Here is a 21,798-nt window from a genome sequence, read left to right as displayed (position 1 = left end):
AGGACACGCATGGCTCTCGATTTCCCAACCCTTGCCTTTCTCGGCTTTGCCGCAGTGGCCGCAATCGCGGCGCTGGCGACAATCGCCGCCCGCAACCCGGTGCATGCCGTGCTGTGGCTGGTGCTGACCTTCTTCTCGGTGGCCTGCACCTGGATCGTCGGTGGCATCGAGTTCCTCGGTATCGCGCTGGTGCTGGTCTACGTCGGCGCGGTGATGGTGCTGTTCCTGTTCGTGGTGATGATGCTGGACATGGACAAGGCGCCACTGCGTCAGGGGTATGTGCGCTACCTGCCGGTGGGTTTGCTGGTGGCGGTGGCGATGCTGGTGGAAATGCTGGCGCTGATCGGCGTGCGCAGCGCGCTGCAGACACCGCTGGCTGAAAATGCGGCCGTTTCGGCTGACGTTCCCAACACCACCTGGCTGGCCCGCGCGCTGTTTACCGATTTCCTGCTGCCATTCGAGGTCGCGGCGGTGATCCTGACGGTGGCGGTGGTGGCGGCGGTCATGCTGACCCTGCGGCGGCGTCCGGGTGTACGCCACCAGGATCCGTCCGAGCAGGTGCGGGTGCGTGCAGCCGACCGGCTGCGCATGGTGAAGATGCCGGCTGAAGTGGCGGCCGCCAAGGACGAGAGCGGGGAGGGTGCCCGATGAATCCGCTGATTTCTTCCCTGACGCTGGGCCACTATCTGGCGCTCGGCGCGGTGCTGTTCTGCATCAGCGTGGCCGGCCTGTTCCTCAACCGCAAGAACGTGATCATGTTGCTGGTGTCGCTGGAGCTGATGCTGCTCTCTGTGAACATCAACTTCGTCGCGTTCTCGCGCGCGCTGGGTGATGCGGCCGGCCAGGTGTTCGTGTTTTTCATCCTGACCGTGGCCGCCGCGGAAGCGGCGATTGGCCTGGCGATCCTGGTGACCCTGTTCCGTAACCGCCGCACGATCGACGTTGCGGATATCGACAGTTTGAAGGGCTGACGGATGCTGATCTCCAAGACCCAACTCGTCCTGATCGTGCTGCTGCCGCTGCTGGGCAGCCTGCTTGCCGGCCTGTTTGGCCGTCAGATCGGCCGTGCCGGTGCGCACACCGTTACCATTCTGGGCGTGGCCATCAGCTGCGCGCTGTCGATGCATGTGCTGTGGCAGCTGCTGCAGGGTGCGCCGGTGTTCAACGAAAACCTCTACACCTGGCTGCAGGTGGGGGACATCTCGGTCAATGTCGGCTTCCTGGTCGACAAACTGACCGCGATGATGATGGTGGTGGTCACCTTCGTCTCGCTGCTGGTGCACATCTACACCATCGGCTACATGGCCGACGATGACGGCTACCAGCGCTTCTTCAGCTACATCTCGTTGTTCACCTTCAGCATGCTGATGCTGGTGATGAGCAACAACTTCATGCAGCTGTTCTTCGGCTGGGAAGCGGTGGGCCTGGTGTCGTACTTGCTGATCGGCTTCTGGTACAAGCGGCCGACCGCGGTGTTTGCCAATCTCAAGGCGTTTCTGGTCAACCGTGTGGGTGACTTCGGTTTCCTGCTCGGTATCGCTGGTGTGCTGCTGTGGCTGGGGACACTCGATTACGCGCACGTGTTTGCCAATGTCGATCAGATCCGGGGTGCGACGGTCGAGATCCTGCCTGGACATGTCTGGTCGATTGCCACCGTGATTTGCATCTGCCTGTTCATCGGTGCCATGGGCAAGTCCGCGCAGGTGCCGCTGCACGTGTGGCTGCCGGACTCGATGGAAGGCCCGACGCCGATCTCGGCGCTGATCCATGCCGCGACCATGGTGACCGCCGGCATCTTCATGGTGGCGCGCATGTCGCCGCTGTTCGAGCTGTCGGAAACCGCGCTTGCATTCGTCCTGTTCATTGGTGCCACCACTGCGTTCTGGACTGGCCTGATCGGCATGGTGCAGAACGACATCAAGCGCGTGGTGGCCTATTCCACGCTCTCGCAGTTGGGGTACATGACGGTGGCGCTGGGCGTGTCGGCCTATTCGGCGGCGGTCTATCACCTGATGACCCACGCCTTCTTCAAGGCTCTGCTGTTCCTCGGCGCCGGCTCGGTGATCATCGGTATGCATCACGAGCAGGACATGCGCAAGATGGGCGGGCTGCGCAAGTACATGCCGATCACCCACGTCATGATGTGGGTCGGCACGCTGGCGCTGGTCGGTACGCCGTTCTTCAGCGGCTTCTACTCCAAAGACACCATCATCGAGGCGGCTGCCGAGCATGCCCATGCCAATGCTGGCTGGATTGCCCAGTACGCCTATTGGGCGGTGCTGTTGGGGGCTTTTGTCACCAGCTTCTACAGCTTCCGCTTGCTCTACCTCACCTTCTTTGGCGAGGAGCGCTTCCGTGCGGCGCACGCGCATGACCACCACCATGCCGCCCATGACGACCATGGTCACGGGCATCATGGCGGGCATGAACCGCATGAGTCGCCGTGGGTGGTGACGCTGCCGCTGGTGTTGCTGGCGATTCCTTCCGTACTGATCGGCTTTGTCACCGTCGGTCCGATGCTGTTTGGCACCGACATGCTGGGGCATGTCCGGCAGCTGCCGTTCTTCGCTGGCGCCATTCACGTCCTGCCGGAGCATGATGTGATTGCAAGGCTTGCGGAGGAATTCCATGGCCCGGTGGCCTTTGCCCTGCATGGCTTCATGGCGCCCGCGTTCTGGTTGACCCTGGCTGGCTTTGCCCTGGCCACGCTGCTGTACCTGGTCAAGCCGGATCTGCGTGCGACCGTCACCCGTGCGCTGGCTGGGCCGATCCGCCTGCTGGAGCGCAAGTACTACATGGACGATCTTTGGATCGGCGGCCTGGGTGGCGGCGGCCTGCAGTTGGGCAAGGCCTCGAGTGCAATCGATGCCGGGTTGATCGATGGTGCGGTGAATGGTGCTGCTCGGCTGGTTGCGAGCCTGGCTGCGGTGCTGCGCCGGATTCAGACCGGTTACCTGTACCACTACGCGTTTGCAATGATCCTGGGCTTGGTCGCGCTGCTAGCGATGGCCCGCTATTACTGGCAGTAAGCCGGAACTGACGACGAGATGGAAACCACAAGCGTGACCCACTGGCCCCTGCTCAGCCTCCTGATCTGGCTGCCGATCCTTGGCGGCGTGTTGACCCTGATGGCCGGCAACCAGCGCCCGCAACTGGCGCGTTGGACTGCGCTCGGCTTTGCGATTGCGACCTTCCTGCTCAGCATCCCGCTGTTCACCGGATTCGAGTACGGCACTGCGGCAATGCAGTTCGTCGAGCAGCGGCCCTGGATTCCGGCCTACGACATCCAGTATCACCTCGGTGTCGATGGCCTGTCGGTGCCGCTGATCGGCCTGACCACCTTGGTCGGCGTGCTGGTGTTGATTGGCGCCTGGGGCTCGGTCGAGAAGCGGGTGGCCCAGTACTACGCCAGCCTGATGCTGCTGGAAGGCGCCATGGTCGGCGTGTTCTGTGCGCTTGATTCGGTGCTGTTCTACGTGTTTTTCGAAGCCATGCTGATCCCGATGTTCATCGTGATCGGCGTGTGGGGCGGTCCGCGTCGCATCTATGCCGCGCTGAAGTTTTTCCTGTACACCTTCCTCGGCTCGGTGTTCATGTTGGTCGGTCTGATCTACCTCTACCTCAAAGGGGGGAGCTGGCAGATCGCTGACATGGCTGCACTGCCGCTGACCATGACCGAGCAGACCTGGCTGTTCTTCGCGTTCTTCGGTGCTTTTGCAATCAAGGTGCCGATGTTCCCGGTGCATACCTGGTTGCCGGATGCGCACGTCGAAGCGCCGACGGGCGGCTCGGTGGTGCTGGCGGCGATCATGCTGAAGATCGGTGGCTACGGCTTCCTGCGCTTCACCCTGCCGATCGTGCCGGACGCCGGTCACCAGTTCGCCTGGTTGATGATCGCCTTGAGCCTGGCGGCCATCGTCTATGTGGGCCTGGTGGCACTGGTTCAGGCCGACATGAAGAAGCTCATCGCCTATTCGTCGGTGGCCCATATGGGCTTCGTCATCCTCGGCACCTTTATCGCGTTTTCGCTGGTGCGTGACCGTCAGCTGATGGATGCCGCCCGGCTGGGCCTGCAGGGTGCGATGGTGCAGATGGTGTCGCACGGTTTCATTTCCGGCGCGATGTTCTCCTGCGTCGGCGTGCTGTATGACCGCATGCACACCCGCATGATCAAGGACTATGGCGGCGTGGCCAAGGTGATGCCGTGGTTTGCGCTGTTCTGGGTGCTGTTTGCCATGGCCAACAGCGGCCTGCCGGGCACCAGCGGTTTTGTGGGCGAGTTCATCGTGATCCTGGCTGCGTTCCAGCACAGCCCGCTGGTTGCGCTGGCGGCGGCGCTGACCCTGATCATCGGCGCGGCGTACTCGCTGTGGCTGACCAAACGCATCATCTGGGGCGATGTCGCCAATGCGCATGTGGCCGAACTGAAGGACATCAACGCACGTGAATGGATCGTGCTAGGGGTGTTTGCTCTGTTCACCCTGGCGCTGGGTATCGATCCCAAGCCGCTGACCGACATGATGGAGCCGTCCATCGCGCAACTGGCGGGCCAGCTCGCCGCCACCAAGCTTTGAAGGACATGACGACGATGCAGTCCACTCTCGCCATGCCGGCAGCCACCGAACTGCTGCCGCTGATTCCGGAACTGGTGCTGGCCGGTGCCGCCTTCCTACTGTTGATGCTGGATCTGTTCCTGAAGGACGGCCAGCGTGCGCTTACCCATGCGCTGTCGATTCTGACCCTGCTGCTGGTCGCCGGCCTGCTGCTGGCCGGGGTCGGGGCCGGCAGTGAGCCGTCGGTACTGTCGGGCATGTTCGTCCGGGACACCATGGCCGACGTGCTCAAGGTGGCCACCTGCGTCATTTCTGCGGTCGCATTGATGTTCTTCCGCCCGTATTTGCTGGAGCGCGGGTTGTACAAGGGCGAAGTGTCGGTGCTGGTGCTGTTTGCGGTTCTGGGCATGCTGCTTTTGATCTCCGCAGGCAGCCTGATCATGGTCTATCTGGGCCTCGAACTGCTGGCGCTGAGCTCGTATGCGCTGGTGGCGATCGACCGTGACAGCACGCTGGCGTCCGAAGCGGCCATGAAGTACTTCGTGCTGGGTGCGCTGGCCTCGGGTCTTTTGCTGTATGGCATGTCGCTGGTCTATGGCGCCACCGGCAGCCTGGATCTGGGCGTCATCCGCGCCTCTGCGCCGACAGTGGATCAGCCGACCCTGCTGCTGGCAGGCGTGGTGTTCATGCTCGCCGGCATTGCGTTCAAGTTTGGTGCCGCCCCGTTCCATATGTGGCTGCCGGATGTCTATCACGGTGCGCCCACGCCGATCACCCTGTTCATCGGCTCGGCTCCAAAACTGGCTGCATTTGCCATGGTGGTGCGCCTGTTGGGCGTCGGAGCCTCGTCTCTGGCGGCACATTGGCAGCCGATGCTGGCGGTGCTGGCCGCGGTTTCGCTGCTGGTCGGCAACGTGGTCGCACTGATGCAGACCAACCTCAAGCGCATGCTGGCCTATTCGACGATTTCTCACGTCGGCTTCCTGTTCCTCGGGCTGGCCGGGGGCGGCGCCGGTGGCTATGCCGCGGCCATGTTCTACGCGATCAGCTATGCGCTGATGGCGGTCGCCGCGTTCGGTGCCATCGTGCTGCTGTCCCGGCGCGGCTTCGAAGCCGACACCATTGATGATTACAAGGGCCTCAACGCGCGTGACCCCTGGAGCGCCGGCATGGTGCTGTGCGTGATGGCGTCGCTGGCCGGCATTCCGCCGTTCCTCGGGTTCTGGGCCAAACTGGCGGTGCTGCGTGCTGCACTCGAAGGTGGCATGTTGTGGCTGGCGATCACCGGTATCGTGTTTGCGGTGATCGGTGCGTTCTACTACCTGCGCGTGATCAAGGTGATGTACTTCGACGAACCGGTCGGCGAGCCGATGCGTCCGCGTGACGACCGCGCCCTGCGCGTGGTGTTCGGCGTCAACGCCTTGGTGCTGCTGGTGTTGGGCCTGGCCTGGAACCCGTTGATGGCCTGGTGCCAGGCAGCTTTCGCCTGATTCGGGCGGTTTGAGGTCAACGACGACGGGGCGCTCTTGGGCGCCCCGTTTCGTATTTGGCTGCCAGTGCGTGGGCAAAAAGAAACGGCGATGCGGTTGCCCGATCGCCGTTTCGCTCTTGCTGAATGTGGTAGCGGGGGCAGGATTTGAACCTGCGACCTTCGGGTTATGAGCCCGACGAGCTGCCAGACTGCTCCACCCCGCAGCAGAGACGGACAATGATACGTGCGATCTCGGATTGATGCAACACTTTGTATGAGTCCACCACCTTTGGCACTCGGGTTGGTGTTGGAGCAGGAAGTGTAGCGGGGGGCACAGGCCTAGGCCGTGGCGGACAAGGGGGTTGCCGTTGGGTGATCCTCCGTCAAGGGAGTGGGCTGAGTCGGCGTGACGAAGACTGGCTCAGATCGACTGCATGCGACCGCCGTCCACTGCGATGGACTGGCCGTTGACGTAGGCGGCAGCGGGCGTGCACAGAAAGGCGATCATGCCCGCAGGCTCTTCTGGTTCGGCAAAGCGTCCCGCCGGAACGCTTGCCAGCATTTCCTGCGCCACCTCGTCCGGCGTCTTGCCGGTGGCGGCACTGCGATCGGCCAGGATCTGTGTCAGGCGTTGCGTGCGTGTGTAGCCCGGCAACACGTTGTTGACGGTGATGCCATCCGCCGCCAGTTCACGCGAAAGTGTCTTGGCCCAGCTCGCCACCGCGCCGCGGATCGTGTTGGAGACACCGAGATTGGGAATGGGCTCGTACACCGAGGTCGAGATCACATTGACGATGCGCCCCCAGCGCGCTGCCCGCATCCCGGGCAACAGCGCCTGCACCAGGGTCTGGCCGGCGATCAGGTGGCGCTGGAACGCGTCGAGATACGCTTCGACCAGCGCCCGATGCGCCGGGCCGGCCGGTGGACCTGCGGTGTTGTTGATCAGGATGTGCACTGGCTGAGCGGCTGTCAGCGCCTCCACAGCAGCGCGTAGTGCTGCGGTTTGCCCCATGTCGGCCACCACAATCCCATGTTGCTGGCCATGCTGGCGGGGCAAGCCTTCAGCGACCGCACGCAGGGCCGCTTCCCGCCGTGCTAGCACGGTGACGCTGGCGCCCAGCGCGGCCAACTCGATCGCTGCCGCCCGGCCGATCCCCTCGGACGCGCCGCAGACCAGCGCATGTTTGCCGCTCAGTTGCAGATCCATCGAGACATCCTCGGGGTGTGCACGTGGGATGTCGGCATTGTAAAGAAGCGTTGAGCGAACCAGTGGTTGCACTTGCACGGGTGGCTGAGTGCCCGACAGACGCGCAGGCGATTGCGGGGCCGACGCAGCGCAAGGTGTGCGCTGTATGTGGCGTGGCCAGGCGGTGTCCTGGCAGGTGGATTTCACAGCGTCCCGATCAAATCAGCCCGCTGCCCGTCTCGGCCAGCCAAAGCGAGGTCAGGGCCAGCCCACCGCCTAGGCCCGTGGCGGCCAGCACGTCACTGGGATAGTGCAGGCCCAGCACCACCCGGGAGACCGCGACGCTTGCGGTAAACGGGACCAGCAGCCAGGCCAACCCGGGGTAATACGCAATGGCCACCACGCTGAAGGCGACGGCATGCAGCGTGTGTCCGGACGGGAAGCTGAACTCGTCCAATGGCGCCACCCAGGCGCGGATACGAAGATCCCGGGCGAAAGGTCGTGGTCGCCGTGTCCAGCGCTTGAGGCATGTGTACAGCAGGAGCGCGACCAGCCCGGTCGCGGCCAGATGGAGGCTGGCACGCAGTCCATCCAGGCCATCTGTCAGCACCAGCAGCACCATCAGTCCATACCAGAAGCCGCCATCGCCAAGCCGACTGACAGTGGCGAAGTAATGCAGCGGCAGGCGCCGGGCGCAGAGCGTATTGGCGCGCAGACACCAGTGATGCTCGACGGCGGCAAGACGTTCAGGAGAGGGAGGGGATGGCATCGGCGGTGCTCCCGGTGGCCAACGTATGCAGCAGGTGATCGAAGGCGGTGGCGACCTGGGCCGGATGCAGGCTCGCCACAGTGGCCCGGCAAGCGGCGCGCATTCTGTTGCGCAACGGCGTATCAGTGGCCAGCCGCACGGCGGCGATGATGAACCCGGCCTCATCATCTCTGGCCACGGTAGCCCCCTGCACACCGGATTGCACCCACTGGCGTGCGGCCCCCTGATCGAACGCCACCACCGGAACTCCGCTGGAGAGTGATTCCAGAACGACATTACCGAAGGTGTCGGTGGTGCTGGGAAACAGGAACAGATCGCCACTGGCGAAATGGCGGGCCAAGGCTTCGCCGCACTGGGTACCGCAGAAGATGAAGTCCGGGTTATTCCGTTGCAGCGCCCCGCGTTGTGGGCCATCGCCGATCCAGACGAAGCGCGCCTGTGGGCACTGGTGCTGGATGGCACGGAACGCCTGGACCGCCAGCGGCAGATTCTTCTCGGCTGCGATGCGACCGACATAGAGAACGACCAGTGCGCTTTCGTCCACTCCCCACGTGGCGCGTAGAGCGGGATCCCGACGTGCCGGATCGAACAGGTGTGTGTCCACCGCGCGCGGCAGCAGGACAACATGGCGAAAGCCATGGTGTTGCAGGAAGCCCTGCAACTCGTCGGTCGGTACCAGCGTGGCCTGGGCAGAGTTATGAAAATGGCGCATCCAGCGCAACGCCGTCCCTTGCAGCCACGGTGCCCCATAGCTGCGCATGTAGTCATCGAAGCGGGTATGGAAACCGCTGGCGACTGGAATGCCGAGTCGGCGTGCCGCACGCAGTGCCGACCATCCCAGCGGGCCTTCGGTGGCCACATAGATCGCGTGCGGTCGTTGTTGCTGCCAGTGCCGCAACAGACGGCGCGTGGCCGGCAGTCCGAAGCGCAGGCCGGGGTAGCGCGGTAGCGCCGCGCCCGGCACGAGTAGCGTATTGGCAGGGGCGGCGCTGTCTCCTGGTTGGCGAGGGCGCACCAAATGCACCTCATGGCTGCGTGCTTGCAGTCCCTGTGCCAGGCTTTGTACGGTCAATGCCACCCCGTTCACTTCAGGTGGATACGTCTCGGTGACGAGGGTGTAGCGCATCGCCGGTACTCGCCGGTGGCCGATGCTGCACAGCATCGCGGCAGGCCATGACCGCTGCGTGTCGGTGGAATGAAGCGGCGGTGACGAAGTGCAGGCGACCTTGGCGCTTGCACGAGGTATCACGCCGAACACACGGCGTTTGGCGCATGCTGGCAGCCGATAGGTGCGTGATTGCGCGGTCTGGTGTGCCGCAGCAGGCGCACGCGACCGCGGCAGCCAGCGTGTCGTCTTGGGGCGACACGCTGAAGGACGATGCCGCGGATCAGTCGATGGTGTCGGTCATCAGGCAGGACTGCTCGCGCACGTACCAGTCGTCCTGGTCGTGATGGAACCGGGCGCACTGCATCAGTGGCGCCTGGTACACGTGCACCGACACGGCCACCGCGTCGTCGTGCGGGTTGCGCAGGATGTGGTATTCGTGCGGTGGAATCAGGCTGCCGGCGCTGCCGGGGGCAGCCCGCAGGGTTTCGGCAAGGTAGAAGCGGGCGCGTTCGCCGTCGCTGTCGATCAGCTCGTAGCGGCTGACTTCCAGCTCGCCTTCCCAGACGCCCTCCACGCACCAGCGGCCGTCGTGGTCGTGCAAGGGGGTGCTCTGACCCGGCCCCCAGGTCATCGCCACCACGCTGTAACCGTAGCGCGGGCTGCGGTAGAGCTCACGGCGGGCGTAGTGCCCGGCGACGGGCTGGCGAACCGCGTCGGGCAGGCGGATGGAGGGGTCGTGGATCAGCGTGATCAGCGCCTGGCGCAGTGCATCGGTGACGGCCTCGGGCGTGCCCAGCGCCACGGCGGCATCCAGCAGGGCGTAGAAGCGAGCGCAGCCCGGAAACTCGGTGTACGGCAGATCAGCAGCGGCAGTGGCGGTGTGCATGCGCGGAGTCTACCGCCTTTACCGCCTGTGATCACATCCAGGTATTTCGGTATGCAAAATCGGAATCAAGCATGCCGGGCAAGGCCGACATATGAAAAACCCCCGCAGGGCGGGGGTGCATGCTGGTGCCGGAGGTGGGACTCGAACCCACACGCTTTTAAGGGCGGCGGATTTTGAGTCCGCTGCGTCTACCAATTCCGCCACTCCGGCGCGGGCGCGCAGTATACCTGAGTCTGCGCTCAGGCAACCTTACCAGGGTCGTGGGCGTGCAGCGGCACGGTGTGCAGGAACTCTGCCAGGGCCGGGCCGAAGCGGGCTTCGTCCACCAGGAAGGCGTCGTGCCCCTGTGGTGAGGGCATCGCCAGGAAGCGGGTCTGACAGCCGGCGCTGCGCAGGCCGGCGGCGATTTCTTCCTGTTGCTGGATCGGGAACAGGATGTCGGTTTTGACGCCGATGACCAGGGCCTGGCGCAGGCCGGTCAGGGTGGCAAGTACGGCGTGGACATCGCCGCCGTGGGATTCGCCCAGGTCGAACCAGTCCATCGAGCGGCTGAGATAGAGATAACTGTTGGGGTCGAATGCGCGGACGAAGCGCCGGGCGTGGCCTTCCAGGTAGCGTTCGACTTCGAACTCCAGCCCGAAGGGGGTGTCGTCGTCGCGCTGTTCGGGATCCAGCCGAACCCGGCCGAAGCGGCCATCCCATTCCAGGGCCGAACGGTAGGTGATCACCCCCAGCTTGCGGGCGATGCGCATGCCGGTTTCGGGGTAGGCCTGGTCGTCGTACTGGCCGTCGTTCCAGTGTGGATCGAGCCGGATCGCCTCGCGTTGCAGCGAGCGGATGGCGATGGAAAACGGCAGCGCGCGCGCCGCACCGCAGATATTGACGTGGCTGCGGGCGATGCCTGGATGGCGGGCCAGCAGTGCCAGCGCGGCCATGCCCCCCATCGAGTTGCCCACCACGCAGGCCAGTTGGGTGATGCCGAGTCCACGCACCAGGTGTGATGCGGCATCGGCCATGTCCTCAATGGACAGTTCGGGGAAGCGCAGTCGGTAGGGCTGGCCAGTGGCGGGGTCGATCGAGGCCGGCCCGGTGCTGCCTTTGCAGCTGCCCAGAGGGTTGACGCAGACCACGAACCAGCGGCGGGTGTCGATCGGCTTGCCAGGGCCGATCATCCAGTCCCACCAGCCGGGGCGGGGATCTGCCTCGCTGTGCGCAGCATGGGCATCGGGCGACATCCCCGGCAGGATCAGGATGGCATTGGAGGCATCGGCATTGAGCCGGCCCCAGGTTTCATACGCTAGCCGCGCTCCATGCAGCTGCCCGCCGCGCTTCATGGGAAACGGCGAGGGCAGGCTGTACCAGGCGGTTCCGGGCGGGATGTGCTCGCTCATGGGTGAGGTGGAGAATGGCAGACGGGCATGATCGCCTGCCACGTCTGGCTGGGTCATTCCGGTTGGGAATAAGGGTATGTGCGGGGCGCGTGGTCTGTGCGCGTACGTCTGGATCAGGGCGCCTGGATGCGCAGTGTCACCGGCCCGGTTGCCGGCAGGCGCACGCGTACCGGCGGCGATTCCAGGTCGCCTGGCTGGCGGATGGCCTGGCCGCTGGCCGAAAGCCGGGCCAGCAGTTCGACTTCACGCAGCTGGGAGAGCGTGCGGGTCGGCATCGGGCTGTCGGCATCGCTGAGCGTGACGGTCAGGGGCAGTTCCTGCAACTGGTGTTTCTGGACCGCCACGGGCATTGGCGGGCCGCCGACTTCGCGGGCGATGACGAACACTGCGCTTGCGGGCGAACGTCGCGCCTGCACCGCCAGGGCCGGATCCAACACGACCTGCACGGTGACCAGGTCGGCGGGTGCGACGGGGGGTGGCAGTGGCGGCAGCCCGGCCTCGGTGCGCGCGGCATTGATCTCCTGCCGCAGGCTGGCGGCGGTGGTGGCATCGACCTGGGTCAGCAAGGGGGCCCAGGTCGCGGCTGCCTCGGCGTTCCGACCGGCCTGCCGCTGCGCCACGCCCAGATACCAGCGGGCACGCTGATGGCCAGGGTTGTGCGCCAGGGCGGATTCGAGCAGCGCCACTGCCTGCGCGTCGAAGCGGTGGGCCGGGTCGGCCAGTGCACGTGCCTGTGCGGCGTCGGTCAGGATGTCCGGGTTGCTGGGTGTCAGGCGGGCGGCCCGCGCCAGCGCCTGCATGGCGCGGGTGGCGTCGCCCAGGCGCAGGTAGGCCTGGCCTAGCAGGGCCCAGCCTTCCGGTTGTTGCGGATTGCGTTCCAGCGCCGCCTGCAGTTGGGCCACGGCCTCCTGCAAGGTGGCCGGTGCCCGGCGGTTGGCCGGATCGAGCGCCTGCGGTGCGCCCAGCAGCAGGTACAACAGGCCAGCCGATAGCAATGCAACCAGGCCGGTGCCCAGCGCCAGCGGGCGTGCGTCACGCCACAGTGGCCGCAACACGGTGGCCAGAGCGAGCAGGCTCAGGGCAAGCGCAATGACGATAAAGGCCGCCATCACCACTCCTGCGATGGGTCTTCGGGGATCGGATCGGCCTGTCGCCGTCGCCGCACCAGCGCCGCCACGACACCGGCACCGGCTAAAAGAACCAGCACCGGGCCGGCCCATAGCAGCAGGGTGCGGCCGCTCAGGCGGGGCTTATAGAGGACGAACTCGCCGTAGCGCTGCACCAGGTAGCGTTGGATGTCTTCGTCGCTTTTGCCGGCCCGCATCAGCGCAAGCACTTCGCGGCGCAGTTGCAGCGCGATCAGGGCATTGGAGTCGGCCAGCGACTGGTTTTGGCACATCACGCAGCGCAGTTGTTCGGTCAGCGCGTGAAAGCGGGCTTCTTCTGCGGCATCACGAAACTGCAGGGGCGCGGCATCGTCCTGCTGCCGGGCCTGGGCAAATGCCGGCAGTGCGGCCAGCCACAGCAGGGCGGCAAGCAGCAGGCGGCTCATCGTGCCCCCTCGATCTGCGCCAGCAGTGGCAGCAGCTCACGGGCGATGAGCTCGTCGGTCAGCGGGCCCACATGTTTCCAGCGCACGATGCCCTGGCCGTCGACCAGGAACGTTTCCGGAGCGCCGTACACCCCCCAGTCGAGCGCCGTCCGGCCGTCCACGTCGGAGAGCACCACCATGTATGGATTGCCAAACTGTTCCAGCCAGCGCAGAGCGTCGGCTGGCTCGTCCTTCCAGTTGTAGCCGACCACGCGGATCCGTTTGCTTTCAGCCAGCCGGGTCAGCGCCGGGTGCTCGACCCGGCATTCCACGCACCAGCTCCCCCAGACGTTGAGCAGGAACGGTTGGCCGCGCAGGTCGGACAGTTTGACCGTGTAACTGGGGTCGTGCAGCACCGGGAGCGCGAATGCCGGGGCGGGTTTGCCGATCAGGGTGGAGGGCAGGGCATCCCGATCCGGTTTGCGGCTCATCCACACGCCCGCTGCCAGCAATGCGGCGAGCAGGGCGAACACGGCCAACGGCAGCCAGCGTCCCAGTTTCATGCAGGCTCCTTGCGGGTCGGCTGGAAACGGCGGTCGGTCGCGGTGACAAGGCCGCCCAGGGCCATGAGCAGTGCGCCGGCCCAGATCCAGCGGACGAACGGTTTGACATACAGGCGCATGGCCCAGGCATCGCCGCCCAGCGGCTCACCGAGGGCCACATAGGCATCGCCCAGCAGGCTGCGGGCGATACCGGTTTCGGTCATCACCTGGCCCCCGGCCAGATAGCGACGCTTTTCCGGATACAGCGTGGCGATCGGCTGATCTGCGCGCAGCACCTGCACGGTGGCGCGATCAGCCTGGTAGTTGGGGCCACGGACCGGCGCTACGCCCTCGAAGCGGAAGCGGTAATCGCCCAGCGCCACGGTGTCGCCAGGTTTGACGGCCCGTTCGTGCTGACGGCCCAGGCCTTCCACCAGCAGGGCGCCGATCAGGAACACCGCAATGCCCAGGTGCGCCAGCGTCATGCCCCACATTTCCCGGGTCAGGCGACCGCTGCTGCGCAGCCGCAGCCAGACGAAACGCAACGTGCCAGCCCCCACCCAGACGGCGCCAGCGATTCCCAGCGCGGTTTTCCAACGGCCCTGCGGGGCCAGGAAAAAGGCCAGAACACCCAGCCCCAGCGCCAGCACCGCCCACGGCCAGAGCAGCCGCAGCGGGGTGGTCATCTGTTCACGCTGCCAGCGGGTCAGTGGGCCGAACGGCAGCAACAGCACCAGCGGCGTCATCAGCACGGTGAACATCAGTGCGAAATAGGGCGGCCCCACCGAAATCTTGCCCAGCGCCAGCGCATCGGCCAGCAGTGGGTACAGCGTGCCCAACAGCACCATCGCGCAGGCGGTGGTCAGCAGCAGGTTGTTGATCAGCAGCAGCGTCTCACGTGAGCCGGCGGCAAATGGCCTCGGGGCCGTCTGCGGGGCGCGCAGGGCATACAACACCAGTGACCCGCCCACCACTAGGCCAAGAAAGATCAGCACGAACAGACCACGGCCCGGGTCGGCCGCAAAGGCATGCACCGAGGTCAGCACGCCCGAGCGCACCAGGAAGGTGCCCAGCAGCGATAGCGAAAAAGCGGCAATGGCCAGCAGCAGGGTCCAGCTGGCAAAACTGCCGCGCTTTTCCGTGACGGCCTGCGAGTGCAGCAGCGCGGCACCCACAAGCCAGGGCATAAAGCTGGCGTTTTCCACCGGGTCCCAGAACCACCAGCCGCCCCAGCCCAACTCGTAGTAAGCCCACCAGCTGCCGATGGCGATGCCTACGGTCAAAAACGCCCAGGCGACGTTGGTCCAGGGACGTGCCCAGCGCAGCCATTGCGCGTCGAGGCGGCCGTCCAGCAGTGCGGCGATGGCAAAGGCGAACGGGACGGAAAACCCGACATACCCGGCGTACAGCATCGGCGGATGGATGATCAGGCCGGGATCCTGCAGCAGCGGGTTGAGGTCGCGGCCGTCTGGCGCGGCCGGCAGCAGCCGTTCGAACGGGTTGCTAGTGAACAGCAGGAAGGCCAGAAACCCCAGCGCCACCAGGCCCATGACCCCCAGTACCCGCGCCACCACCGGCAGCGGCAACGCGGTGGAGAAGCGCGCGACCGCCGCTGTCCATATCGCAAGCACCAGCGCCCACAGCAGCAGTGAGCCTTCGTGGGCACCCCAGACGGCGGTGTAGCGGTAGATCAGCGGCAGCAGGCGGTTGGAGTTTTCGGCGACGTAGCGCACCGAAAAATCATTGGTCACGAAGGCGTGAGTCAGGACGGCAAAGGCCAGCCCGACCAGCATGAGTTGCATGTAGGCCGCCGGCCGCGCCACGGCCATCAGCGCCGGCAGCCGGCGCCACGCGCCCACTAGAGGCAGCACCGCCTGCAGGGCGGCGACCAGCAGGGCCAGAATCAGCGCGAACTGTCCAAGTTCCGGCAGCATCAGCGGGCATCCGGGGCCGGTGTGGCTGGCGTGTTGGCAACCTGGTGCTTGCGGTGGGCGGCTGCCATCTTGTCGGCGACTTCCTTGGGCATGTAGGTCTCGTCGTGCTTGGCCAGCACTTCATCGGCCACGAACACATCGCCCTGCATGCGACCGGTGGCGATCACCGACTGCTTCTCGCGGAACAGATCCGGCAGGATCCCGGTGTAGACCACCGGCAGACGGGCATCCCCATCATCCACCTCGAAATGCGCTTCCAGACTGCCGGGCGCGCGCCGGAACGAACCGGCGGCGACCATTCCGCCCAGCCGGAAACGCGCCTGGCCGTTGCGCACGCTGTCACCCGCAGCACCGCTGAGCACTTCGTGCGGGGTGTACAGATAGGCCACGTTCCGTTGTAGTGCCAGGGCGATCAGGGTCACCGCCAGACCCGCGGCGGCGAGGACGGCAAGAATCAGCAGCAGGCGACGTTTGCGGGCAGGGTGCATGGGCAGGGTCAGTCGCGGGACAGGGGGAGATCGGGCGCGGGGCGCGCGGCGGTGCGTCGCCGGGCCTGCCGCTGCGCCAGCCGGCGGATGGCGCGCACTTGCAGGGCCGGGGTGAGGGCATCCCAGAGCAGGAACAACGCAAACACCGCGTAAGCAGCGATCACGTACTCGCGGTAGCTCATCCGGCGTCTCCCGTGGTGGTCTGCTGCAGCACCCAGTCCTTGCCGGCTTCCCGGCGCAGATTGTCGGCGCGAGCCCGGGCCAGCAGTGAGCCGATGAACCACAGCTTGGTGCCGATAATCATCCAGATCAGCGGCGGCAGCATGCTGGCATCCATGCTGGACGGGCCGAACAGGCGAATGGTCTGGCCCTGGTGCAGCGAGTTCCACCACACCACCGACCAGCGGATCACCGGCAGCAGCGCCACGCCGACGATGGCCAGCAGCCCGGCCGCGCGCGCAGCGTTGCGGCGGTCATCGATGGCCGCATACAGGCCCATCACGCCGAGATACAAAAACAGCAGGATCAGCTCGGTGGTCAGGCGTGGATCCCAGTCCCACCAGGTGCCCCACATCGGTTTGCCCCAGATGGCGCCGGTGAGCAGGGTGACGGCGGTAAAGCCGGCGCCGGTCGGCGCACAGGCCATGGCCAGGATTTCCGCCAGCTTGATCCGCCAGATCAGCCCGATCGCCGCATACAGCGCCATCAGTGCGAACACGGCCATGCTCATCCACGCCGATGGCACGTGGATGTAGAGGATGCGAAAGCTGTCACCCTGCTGGTAGTCGGCAGGGACCACGAACAGGGCGCCATAGGCGCCGATCAGCATCGTCACCAGCCCCAGGCCATGACACCACGGGGCCCACCGCGCAGCGAAGCGGTCAAAGTACGGGGGAGAGCCGAGTTGATGGAACCAGCGGATGAGCGGGTGCATCGGAACCTGGGGCGGGCGGCAGGGGGTGGCCGCGGAAGGTGGCAAGGATAACAGCCTGCCTCCGCGCCGGTTTGTCCTGGATCAAGTGCCCGCAAGCGAGGGCGAGCATCGGCGCGGCATGTCCCTGACCGGAGCGCCTTCAGGAATGGGCGATTCGCAATGCGGCGGCGGCGGTGACGGGTGCCAGCACCAGGGCCAGCACCAGGCCAGCTGCAAGCAGCAGTAATGCCCCGGTCGCATCCAGCCCCTGTGCCTGGGCGGCGACCGAGCCTGCCCCAAACACCAGCACCGGCACATACAACGGCAGTGCCAGCAGCGCCACCAGGATGCCGGCGCGGCGCATCCCTACGGTCAGGGCAGCCACCACGGCCCCTAGCAGGCTCAAGATCGGCGTGCCGAGCAGCAGTGAGGCCAGCAGCACCGGCAGCTGCGTGCGGGGCAGGTAAAGCAGTTCGGCCAGCAGCGGGACCGCCAGAATCACCGGCAGTGCGCTGGTGGCCCAGTGCATCAGGGTGCGGATCAGCACCAGCCACCACAGTGGCACCGGGGCCAGCATCCATTGCTCCAGCGAACCGTCTTCGGCATCGCCACGGAACAGATGATCCAGTGCCAGCAAGCCGGCCAGCAATGTCGCCAGCCACAGCACGGCAGCGGCGACCGGTGCCAGCGCGCGTGCCTGGCCGCCCAGCCCCAGTGCGAACAGCACCACGGTCAGCAGCGCAAACAGCAGGGGTTGCAGAGCATCGCCACGCCGTGCCCAGAGCAGGCGCAGATCACGCAGAACCAGGGCGCGGGCGGCTTGCCACATCATGCGTCGGGTCGCTTGAGAACCAGCAGCCGAGTCCGCACCGGCGGTGCGGCATAGGCGCCATGGGTGGTGATCATGGCCGCTCCGCCAGCCTCCAGATGCGCTTGCACCATCCGGTTGACCAGCTGGATGCCTTCCAGGTCGAGGTTGGCGTAAGGCTCGTCGAGCAGCCACAGCGGGGCAGGCGACAGCCACAGCCGTGCCAGGCCCAGCCGTTTTTTCTGCCCGGCGGACAGGGTGCGCAGCGGCGCATCCTCGAAACCGGTCAACCCCACCAACGCCAATGCGGTGTCGATCTGCAGGCGTGCCCGACGGCCGTGCAGGCCGCACAGATATTGCAGGTTGTGCAGTGCCGACAGATCGGCTTTCAGGCCCGGCAAGTGCCCGAGATAGGCGATCTGCTGCGCGCGCAGGGTCGGGTGGGCGGGCTGGCCTGCGAGCATCACCGTGCCGGAATCGGGGCGCAGCAGCCCGGCCAGAACCCGCAGCAGGGTGGTCTTGCCGGCACCATTGTCACCCTGCACCAGCAGGGCTTCGCCCGCGCCGACGTGCAGTGACAGCGGGCCGAAAATGGGCGTTTCATCGCGTGAAAACGCAAGGTCGAAGACGGCAAGCAGCGGCGGCGGGGCGGCAGCGGGCATGGGCCGGGCATTCTACAGGGCTCACCGTCGGCCCGGGTTCGTGCCGGTGTGATGGTGCATCCGCGTGCCGGCATTTTCCGTACACTCACACGCCCCTTCCACGGGCATGGCCATGCATATCAAGAGCAAACTGCCGAAGGTCGGCACCACCATTTTCACCGTCATGTCGCAACTGGCCGCCGAGCATGGTGCGGTCAACCTGGGTCAGGGCTTTCCGGACTTCCCGGTGCCGCAACGGTTGATTGACGCGCTGGCCCGGGCGATGCAGGCCGGGCACAACCAGTACGCACCGATGACCGGCATCCCGGCACTGCGGCAGGCGATTGCCGACAAGACCGAGGCCTGCTACGGCTGGCGGCCGGACGTGGATGCCGAAATCACCGTGACCAGCGGTGCCACCGAGGCGATCTTCAATGCCATCCACGCGGTCGTGCGTGCCGGTGACGAGGTGATCGTGCTCGACCCCTGCTACGACTGCTACGAGCCGGCCATCGAGTTGGCCGGTGCCACGGCGGTGCATGTCGCCCTGGATCCGGCCAGTTTCGCCCCCGACTGGGCGGCGGTGCAGGCGGCGATCAGTCCGCGCACCCGCATGCTGATCATCAATAGCCCGCATAACCCGTCCGGGGCCATGCTGGGCGTGGCCGACATGCAGCGGCTGCAGGCCATGCTGGACGGCACCGACATCCTGCTGCTGAGCGATGAGGTGTACGAGCACATCGTGTTCGATGGCGCCCGGCATGAATCGGTGCTGCGCTATCCGGCACTGCGCCAGCGCGCCTTCGTGGTGTCCAGCTTCGGCAAGACCTACCACTGCACGGGCTGGAAGCTGGGGTATTGCATCGCGCCGCCGGCGCTGTCGGCCGAGTTCCGCAAGGTGCACCAGTACAACGTGTTCTGCAGCTTCAACCCGGCCCAGCATGCCTTTGCCGAGATGATCCAGGCCGAACCTGGCCACTACCAGTCGCTCGGCGCGTTCTACCAGGACAAGCGCGACCAGTTCCGCGCCCGTCTGCAAGGCACCCGGTTCCGGCCGCTGCCGGTGGCGGGCGGGTATTTCCAGCTGGTGGACTATTCCGCGGTCAGCGACCTGCCGGATCTGGAGTTCGCCCGCTGGCTGACGGTGGAGCACGGCGTCACCGGGATCCCGCTGTCGCCGTTTTATGCCACGCCGCCGGCCGGCCAGCGCCTGCTGCGGCTGTGTTTTGCCAAGGACGAGCGCACCCTGAACCTTGCCATCGAACGCTTGTCCAAGCTGTAAGGCCAATGCCGGGAGGCTGCCATGTCCATCGAAAAGTCCATCGCCCTGCTGCTGGCCATCCTGGTGAGCGCGGCGGTGGGCGTACTGGGCTGGCGGGCCTTGCAGGCGCGGCCGGTGGCGGCAGCATCAGGAGGACGGGTCATGGATAACGCGCAACTGCAGGACATCTACTTTGGCATGGGGTGTTTTTGGGGTGCGGAAAAGCGCCTGCGTGCGGTGCCGGGTGTGGTCGCGGTGGAAGTGGGCTACGCCGGCGGCGATGCCCCGCGGGTTGGCTATGAGGACGTGCTGCGGCAGGAACAGCGGCTGCGCGCTGGGTTGAGCCACGCCCGCAACCATGCCGAGGTGGTACGGGTGCGTTATGACCCCAAGCGATTGGATCTGATGACCCTGCTGGCCGCGTTCTGGGAAAACCATGACCCGACCCAGGTCGGCGGCCAGGGCAACGACATCGGCAGCAACTACCGCAGCGCGATCTACTACACCACCCAGGCGCAGAAGGTGCTGGCGGAACAGAGCCGCGCCATCTACCAGGAAAACCTCACCCGTGCCGGGTTCGGGCCGATCACCACCGAAATCCTGCCGGTGAAGAATTACAACCGGGCCGAGGAGTATCACCAGGACTATCTGCTCAAGAACCCGGACGGCTACTGCGGACTGGGTGGTACCGGGGTCAAGTTCGGCGTGGCCGCGACCGCCGGTGCAACGCCGCCGCCGGATGGGGCCAGCTTGCATCGTGATCGCCAGCTGGTGGTCTATGAGGCGCAGGACTGCCCGTATTGCGAGAAGTTCGAGGCGGATGTCTTGTCCAGCTGGAAGGCAGACGTTCCCTTCGTCCGCACCCGCGCCCAGCGGGCGCCACTGGGATGGACGCTGGCCGGCCCGCTGTTGGGCACCCCCACCATCGTCCTGTTCGAGCAGGGCCGCGAGGTGGCCCGCTATACCGGCTATGCCGGCGACCCCAAGGCGTTCTGGCAGTGGCTTGGGTTCTACCTGCTCACGCCCGAGCAGCGGCGGATCGCCTTCGAAAACGGCACCGAGCCACCGGGCACCGGCGCCCATCTGCACGAATCGCGGCCGGGCACCTATTACGACCCGATCACCGGCGCCGCCCTGTTCCGCAGCGATGCCAAGTTCGACAGCGCCTGCGGCTGGCCCAGCTTCTTCGAGCCGATGCCGGGCGCGTTGCAGTATTTGCCCGATGACAGCTATGGCATGCACCGCATCGAGGTCCGTAGTGCCAGCTCCGGCATCCACCTTGGGCATGTGTTCGATGACGGCCCGCCACCGACCGGCAAGCGTTATTGCATCAATGGCACGGTGCTGAAGTTTGTCCCCGACCCGCCGGCCGGGACGTGACCGGTACGGTCTGGCACCTCTTGCCCACGCACGGTGCTTCGATCTCCCAGGTAAAGTAACCCCCATGCACGATCTTCGCGTTTCCATCGTCCAGGGCGAGACCCGCTGGCATGACCCGGCCGGGAACCGTGAGTACTACGGTCACCTGATCGCCCCCCTGCGCGGCGTCACTGATCTGGTGGTGCTGCCTGAAACCTTCACCAGCGGGTTTTCCAACGACGCCATCGCCCAGGCCGAGACGATGGACGGGCCCACCGTGGCCTGGCTGCGTGAACAAGCCGCCAGACTAGGGGCGGCCATCACCGGGAGCGTGCAGCTACGGGTGGGCGATGCGGTCTTCAATCGCATGCTGTTTGTCACCCCGGACGGCACCCTGGTGCACTACGACAAACGCCACCTGTTTTCTTTCGCCCGCGAGCATGAGCGCTATGCGCCGGGCCGCGAACGTGTGGTCGTGGACTGGCAAGGGTGGCGCATCCTGCTGCAGGTCTGCTACGACCTGCGCTTCCCGGTGTTTTCGCGCAACCGGTTTGATCCCGCCCGCACCAGCCAGGCCGACTACGACCTGGCCCTGTACGTGGCCAACTGGCCGGCGGTGCGCAGCTATCCCTGGAAAACCCTGCTGCGTGCCCGCGCCATCGAAAATCTCTGCTATGTGGTCGGGGTCAACCGGGTCGGTACTGATGGCAATGGTCTCCAATACGCTGGCGACAGTGCCGTGATCGACTTCCTTGGCCACCCGGTCAGCGAATGCACGGACGAGGAAGTGGTGGTCACCACCACCCTGCAGGCGGCTGAACTGCTGGCCCACCGCCAGCGCTTCCCGGCCCTGCAGGACGCCGACCGCTTCCACCTGGACGACTGACACGCCTTTTCCAAAGGCGGCCAACGTGCGGTCATCGTGTAGCGATCTGGCCGGCTGTGCCGCCGCGTCAG

Annotated in this window: 22 protein-coding genes and 2 tRNA genes; 8 read left to right on the top strand and 16 right to left on the bottom strand. The window is 65.8% G+C overall.

All coding sequences use genetic code 11. From position 1 onward, the window contains the following. Nucleotides 1-9 precede the first annotated feature (9 nt). Genes BUA29_RS01495 through nuoN form a run of 5 tightly spaced genes read left to right on the top strand, consistent with a single transcriptional unit; the run spans nt 10 to nt 6,043 of the window. Nucleotides 10-651, top strand: coding sequence for an NADH-quinone oxidoreductase subunit J (locus BUA29_RS01495; protein WP_072754866.1), 642 nt, complete (start codon nt 10-12; stop codon nt 649-651). Further along, nucleotides 648-971 carry an NADH-quinone oxidoreductase subunit NuoK gene (gene nuoK / locus BUA29_RS01490; RefSeq protein ID WP_072754865.1) on the top strand — a complete coding sequence of 108 codons (324 nt, stop codon included), beginning with the start codon at nt 648-650 and terminating at the stop codon, nt 969-971. Before BUA29_RS01495 ends, nuoK begins: the two co-directional genes overlap by 4 nt. Nucleotides 972-974: 3 nt before the next feature. Continuing rightward, nucleotides 975-3,029: an NADH-quinone oxidoreductase subunit L gene (nuoL, locus tag BUA29_RS01485; RefSeq protein WP_072754864.1), complete on the top strand. Its 2,055-nt coding sequence runs from the start codon at nt 975-977 to the stop codon at nt 3,027-3,029. Nucleotides 3,030-3,062: 33 nt separating this feature from the next. After that, entirely contained in the window at nt 3,063-4,574 is a 1,512-nt protein-coding gene (locus BUA29_RS01480; RefSeq protein ID WP_072754889.1) for an NADH-quinone oxidoreductase subunit M, read from the top strand. Between the two features lie 5 nt (nt 4,575-4,579). Then, nucleotides 4,580-6,043: an NADH-quinone oxidoreductase subunit NuoN gene (gene nuoN / locus BUA29_RS01475; protein WP_072754863.1), complete on the top strand. Its 1,464-nt coding sequence runs from the start codon at nt 4,580-4,582 to the stop codon at nt 6,041-6,043. A gap of 128 nt (nt 6,044-6,171) precedes the next feature. Here the strand turns inward: nuoN and BUA29_RS01470 are convergent. From BUA29_RS01470 to ccmA, 16 genes are all read right to left on the bottom strand, one after another. Next, nucleotides 6,172-6,248: transfer RNA gene (locus BUA29_RS01470), tRNA-Met, on the bottom strand. 197 nt (nt 6,249-6,445) lie between these two features. After that, on the bottom strand, nt 6,446-7,231 hold the full coding sequence (locus tag BUA29_RS01465; protein WP_072754862.1) for an SDR family oxidoreductase: 786 nt from the start codon (nt 7,229-7,231) through the stop codon (nt 6,446-6,448). 196 nt (nt 7,232-7,427) lie between these two features. Beyond that, complete coding sequence (locus BUA29_RS01460) at nt 7,428-7,979, bottom strand: phosphatase PAP2 family protein (protein ID WP_072754861.1); 552 nt, start codon at nt 7,977-7,979, stop codon at nt 7,428-7,430. Continuing rightward, a complete protein-coding gene (locus BUA29_RS01455) occupies nt 7,957-9,105 on the bottom strand; it encodes a glycosyltransferase family 4 protein (RefSeq protein WP_072754888.1) in 1,149 nt (382 codons plus the stop codon). The genes BUA29_RS01460 and BUA29_RS01455 overlap by 23 nt, the downstream gene beginning before the upstream one ends. Nucleotides 9,106-9,367: 262 nt before the next feature. Further along, the gene (locus tag BUA29_RS01450) at nt 9,368-9,973 is read right to left on the bottom strand and encodes a cysteine dioxygenase family protein (RefSeq protein WP_084602292.1); all 606 of its coding nucleotides are present in this window, start codon (nt 9,971-9,973) and stop codon (nt 9,368-9,370) included. A gap of 123 nt (nt 9,974-10,096) precedes the next feature. Then, nucleotides 10,097-10,183 (bottom strand) — tRNA-Leu (locus BUA29_RS01445). 29 nt (nt 10,184-10,212) lie between these two features. Further along, nucleotides 10,213-11,364 (bottom strand): homoserine O-acetyltransferase MetX, encoded by a 1,152-nt coding sequence (gene metX / locus BUA29_RS01440; RefSeq protein WP_072754860.1) that lies wholly within the window; start codon nt 11,362-11,364, stop codon nt 10,213-10,215. A 113-nt stretch (nt 11,365-11,477) separates the two neighbouring features. Continuing rightward, complete coding sequence (locus BUA29_RS01435) at nt 11,478-12,473, bottom strand: tetratricopeptide repeat protein (protein ID WP_072754859.1); 996 nt, start codon at nt 12,471-12,473, stop codon at nt 11,478-11,480. Further along, the gene (locus tag BUA29_RS01430) at nt 12,473-12,907 is read right to left on the bottom strand and encodes a cytochrome c-type biogenesis protein (RefSeq protein ID WP_178137881.1); all 435 of its coding nucleotides are present in this window, start codon (nt 12,905-12,907) and stop codon (nt 12,473-12,475) included. Before BUA29_RS01430 ends, BUA29_RS01435 begins: the two co-directional genes overlap by 1 nt. Before the next feature lie 5 nt (nt 12,908-12,912). Beyond that, nucleotides 12,913-13,458 (bottom strand): DsbE family thiol:disulfide interchange protein, encoded by a 546-nt coding sequence (locus BUA29_RS01425; protein WP_072754857.1) that lies wholly within the window; start codon nt 13,456-13,458, stop codon nt 12,913-12,915. Further along, entirely contained in the window at nt 13,455-15,371 is a 1,917-nt protein-coding gene (locus tag BUA29_RS01420) for a heme lyase CcmF/NrfE family subunit (protein ID WP_072754856.1), read from the bottom strand. The genes BUA29_RS01425 and BUA29_RS01420 overlap by 4 nt, the downstream gene beginning before the upstream one ends. Next, nucleotides 15,371-15,859, bottom strand: coding sequence for a cytochrome c maturation protein CcmE (gene ccmE, locus BUA29_RS01415; RefSeq protein WP_072754855.1), 489 nt, complete (start codon nt 15,857-15,859; stop codon nt 15,371-15,373). The genes BUA29_RS01420 and ccmE overlap by 1 nt, the downstream gene beginning before the upstream one ends. Before the next feature lie 8 nt (nt 15,860-15,867). Further along, entirely contained in the window at nt 15,868-16,041 is a 174-nt protein-coding gene (gene ccmD / locus BUA29_RS01410) for a heme exporter protein CcmD (RefSeq protein WP_072754854.1), read from the bottom strand. Next, complete coding sequence (locus BUA29_RS01405; protein ID WP_072754853.1) at nt 16,038-16,793, bottom strand: heme ABC transporter permease; 756 nt, start codon at nt 16,791-16,793, stop codon at nt 16,038-16,040. Before BUA29_RS01405 ends, ccmD begins: the two co-directional genes overlap by 4 nt. Nucleotides 16,794-16,932: 139 nt before the next feature. Next, nucleotides 16,933-17,604 (bottom strand): heme exporter protein CcmB, encoded by a 672-nt coding sequence (ccmB, locus tag BUA29_RS01400; RefSeq protein WP_072754852.1) that lies wholly within the window; start codon nt 17,602-17,604, stop codon nt 16,933-16,935. Then, the gene (gene ccmA / locus BUA29_RS01395; RefSeq protein ID WP_072754851.1) at nt 17,601-18,242 is read right to left on the bottom strand and encodes a heme ABC exporter ATP-binding protein CcmA; all 642 of its coding nucleotides are present in this window, start codon (nt 18,240-18,242) and stop codon (nt 17,601-17,603) included. Before ccmA ends, ccmB begins: the two co-directional genes overlap by 4 nt. A 112-nt stretch (nt 18,243-18,354) precedes the next feature. On the opposite strand from ccmA, the gene BUA29_RS01390 reads away from it, so the two are divergent. The 3 genes from BUA29_RS01390 (at nt 18,355) to BUA29_RS01380 (ending at nt 21,727) form a co-directional block, all read left to right on the top strand. After that, nucleotides 18,355-19,503: a pyridoxal phosphate-dependent aminotransferase gene (locus tag BUA29_RS01390; protein ID WP_072754886.1), complete on the top strand. Its 1,149-nt coding sequence runs from the start codon at nt 18,355-18,357 to the stop codon at nt 19,501-19,503. Nucleotides 19,504-19,524: 21 nt separating this feature from the next. Beyond that, complete coding sequence (gene msrA, locus BUA29_RS01385; RefSeq protein WP_084602291.1) at nt 19,525-20,862, top strand: peptide-methionine (S)-S-oxide reductase MsrA; 1,338 nt, start codon at nt 19,525-19,527, stop codon at nt 20,860-20,862. Between the two features lie 64 nt (nt 20,863-20,926). Further along, nucleotides 20,927-21,727 (top strand): amidohydrolase, encoded by an 801-nt coding sequence (locus BUA29_RS01380; protein WP_072754850.1) that lies wholly within the window; start codon nt 20,927-20,929, stop codon nt 21,725-21,727. The last annotated feature ends 71 nt before the right edge of the window (nt 21,728-21,798 follow it).

This window comes from Thermomonas hydrothermalis (assembly GCF_900129205.1).
In the GTDB taxonomy this organism is placed as follows: Bacteria; Pseudomonadota; Gammaproteobacteria; order Xanthomonadales; family Xanthomonadaceae; genus Thermomonas; species Thermomonas hydrothermalis.
Note: the sequence above shows the minus strand (reverse complement) of the source record. Positions and strands in the feature narration are given on the sequence as shown.